Origin of the sequence: Pseudomonas lopnurensis (genome assembly GCF_015070855.1) — a bacterium.
Lineage (GTDB): Bacteria > Pseudomonadota > Gammaproteobacteria > Pseudomonadales > Pseudomonadaceae > Stutzerimonas > Stutzerimonas lopnurensis.
On the sequence record NZ_JADDIX010000080.1, the window covers coordinates 1 to 3443 of the forward strand.

Sequence of the window (3443 nt, forward strand, 5' to 3'; positions counted from 1 at the left end):
TTTTACATCCACCGTGACGCCGCTCGGTGGATCGGTGGAGCGTGATCCCACCCTACGAGGCTGGCAGGGCCGTAGGGCCGTTCACTTCTCCGCCGATAGCATGCCCTGGGTCAAAGGCGGTGGGCTTGCGGGCTGGCAGAGGGTTGCGCTGCCCTGCAGGTAGGGCTGCAGGATCGGCGCCATGCCCTTGAGCGCCTGCACCGGCAGGGCCGAGGTGAAGCGGAAGCTGTCGGCGGCGCGGCCCGGCACGTAGGCCGTCAACGTGCCGAAGTGGTGGGGGCCGAGGTAGAAGACGAACGTGGCGGTGCGGTTCATCGCCAATGAGCTGATCAGCCGCCCGCCGGCGCCGATGCTCTGGATGCGGTTGTCGCCGGTGCCGGTCTTGCCGCCGACCCGCAGCGGGTTGCCATCGGCCTGCACGAAGCTGCCTTGCAGGCGCCGCGCGGTGCCGCCCTCGACCACGTTGGCGAGGATGTCCTGCAGGGCGCGGGCGACTTCCAGCGGCATCACCCGTTTGCCCTTGCCGGCGACGAAGCCCATGCGCGTCTCGTAGGGCGTGCCTTCGGCGAAGTGCAGGGTGTCGATGCGCACGCTGGGCAGCCGCACCCCGTCGTTGAGGATGATGCCCATCAGTTCGGCCAGCGCCGCGGGGCGGTCGCCGGAGCTGCCGAGCGCGCTGGCGAGCGAGGGCACCAGGTTGTCGAAGGGATAGCCCAGCCGCTGCCAGCGTCGGTGGATGTCGGTGAAGGCTTCGACTTCCAGCATGATGCGGATGCGGCTGTCGCGCGCGCTCTTGTGCCGGCTGCGGAACAGCCAGCCGTAGACTTCCTGGCGCTCGTCGCGGCTGGCGGCGACGACTTCGGACAGCGTCGCCTGCGGATGGGCGATCAGGTAGCCCAGCAGCCAGAGGTCCAGCGGGTGGGTGCGGGCGATGTAGGCCTGGTCGGGCAGGCTGAAGGCGCCGGGGCCGTAGCGGGTGTAGAGCGCGTCGAGCTGCTTGTCGCTCAGGTCGGCTTGCGGCAGTTGCCGGGTGATGAAGCGGTCGAAGGCGCCGCGGTCGGCATCCGGCATCAGGTAGCGGTGCACGGCCGCCAGGCGCACCGGCGTCGGCCGCATGCCCTGCAGGAAGGTCTCGATGCGCTGTTCGGCGGTCTTGTCGCGGTACTTCTTCCAGAAGCGCTGCAGGAACACCGAGCCCTCGCGATCGGCGAAGCGGACCAGGTATTGCTGGCGGCGCGGGTCCTTGTCGTCGTTCAGCAGTTCGGCGCTGTTGATGGTTTCATAGGTGCTGTAGCTGACCAGGTCGCGCATCAGCCGCACGAACGGCAGGTTGATCGATTCGCGCAGCGCCTCGCGCACGGTCGGTAGGCGGCCGTCGTCCTCGCGGCGGAAATTGCCGAAGCGGTGCATCCCCGCGCCGGTGAAGAAGCGCTCGGCGGGGCTGGCCGAGTAGCGCCGTTCGAGTGCGGCATCGAGCATGGCGGCGAGGCTGCGGTCGCGGGCCTGGGCCAGGTAGCCGATGGCCCAGCGGCTGAGATTGGCCTTCGCGTCGATCTTGCGCAGTTCGCTCGGGTCCAGATCGGAGTAGCGCTGGTGCAGCTCGGCGATTACTTCGAGGTAGGTGGTCAGTACGCGCAGCTTGGCGGTCGAGCCCAGTTCCAGCTTGCTGCCTTCGTTGATGTCGAAGGGCTGGTTGGTGTTGTCGGTCTGCACTCGCACGCGAAAGCCTTCCTCGCCGCGCTCGAACAGCGTGAAGCTGTAGCGCACCTCGGCGGTCTTTTCCGGCGACAGCATGCGGTCGCCGAACAGCCCGACCGATTCGGCGAAGGCGGGCTCGGCCAGGTGCGCCAGGTAGTCGCTGATCTGGCTCTGCAGATCGCCCTGCAGCGGGGTGCTGGCGGTGAGGTCTAGGCGGTCCAGGTCATACAGCGGCAAACCGAGCAGCCCGGCCAGGCGCATGCGCGCGACGCTGATGCCCTTGGTTGTGTCGACGCTGCGGATCGCTTCGTCGCGGCTCGGGTCGTACGCGAGAATCCGCTGGCTCAGCGCGGCGTCGCGCAGCTGCGCGTCGATGATGCCGCCGTTGGCCAGCAGGCGGATGTGGCTGTCGGTGAGCGCGGCCATTTCTTCGCGGCCGCTGCCCAGGTAGTAGGTCGGGCGGCGCTGGGCGATCAGCAGCGACAACACCTGGCGCAGCGCCAGGCCCTGGGCCCGCAGGTCGGTACCGGCGTTGCGGCGTGGGTCGAGCAGGCGGTTGATCTCGGCGAAGTCGGCGCCGAACCAGAGGCGCAGGCCGTCGGCGATGCCATGCACCTCGCCATGTCCGGGGGCGGCGGACAGCGGCACGCTGTTCAGGTAGTCGCGCACGATGCGCTGGCGCGTGGCGAGGGTCTGCGGACCTTCGCGGTAGGTGCGCACGCTGGCCGAAACCATTTGCCGGAGCTTTTCCCGCGGGTCGCCGGTGCGTCCTTCGGGCGAATGGCGATACTTCTCCACCTGCGTCGCGAGGGTGCTGCCGCCGGCAGCCTGGCTGGTCAGCCCGAGGCGTTTCTCCAGCTGGCTGATGGCGGCCCTGGTGAAGCGGGGCCAGTCCACGGCTGGATTGGCGTGGGGGCGGTCGGCGTCCAGCAGGCCGCGGTCCTCGATGAACAGCAGGCTCATGACCACCAGCGGCGGGATGTCCTCGAAGGTCTCGTAGTACTGGCGCGGATAACTGTTGGCGTACAGCGGCACGCCGCGGCAGTCGTTGATGGTCAGCCCGGCCCGGGATTCTTCCGGGTAGGGCACGAAGAAGCCGCGGTTGGCGTAATCCAGCAGGGCCGGGGAAAAGCGCGCCTGTTCCTCGATGCGGAAGCCGTAGCGCGCGAGCTGCTCGATGAAGTGCGGCAGGGCGACGTAGCCCAGCCGGCGATCGAAGGGGCCGTCGTCGGGAAACTGGATGCGCGTGCTCGGTCCGGGGCGGACGCGGTACTCGAGGCTCGCGGCATAGCGGCTCAGCCACTGCGCCTGCCATTGCGAAGTCGCCAGTTCCCGCCAGCCGAGATAGCTGCCGCCCACGAGCAGGGACAGGCCTAGCAGCCACGCCAGCCCGCGGGCCTGTTTGCGGCGACTGTTGCGTGTTCGGGATGCAACGGGAGAAGGGGCGCGCTTGGACCGTCCCTTTTGGGATTGATTGTCGGACCGCCATACTGCGCCCATGCGGGAGGCTTCCTAGCAGTTCTCTAGGGCAAGCATAGCCGGCGCGCAGGCTTAAGCGATCCAGCTGGACGAACGGAACGGCTCGGGCAGGCCTGGGCTGAAGCCCACGGGGCTCGTAGGAGCCGGCTCGCTGGCGATCCGCCGCAGCGCCGATGATCGCCGGCAAGGACTCGGCGTCCCCCCGACTCCTACGGGGTCGGTGTGCGCATGCTGCTTTTTTGCGGAGCCTGGTCCGGGCGATGTTT

General features: G+C 68.6%; 1 protein-coding gene. It reads right to left on the bottom strand.

What is annotated here, in order from left to right:
• Positions 1 to 81: 81 nt before the first annotated feature.
• Complete coding sequence (locus IN820_RS17430; protein ID WP_193682191.1) at positions 82 to 3198, bottom strand: transglycosylase domain-containing protein; 3117 nt, start codon at positions 3196 to 3198, stop codon at positions 82 to 84.
• Positions 3199 to 3443 lie beyond the last annotated feature (245 nt).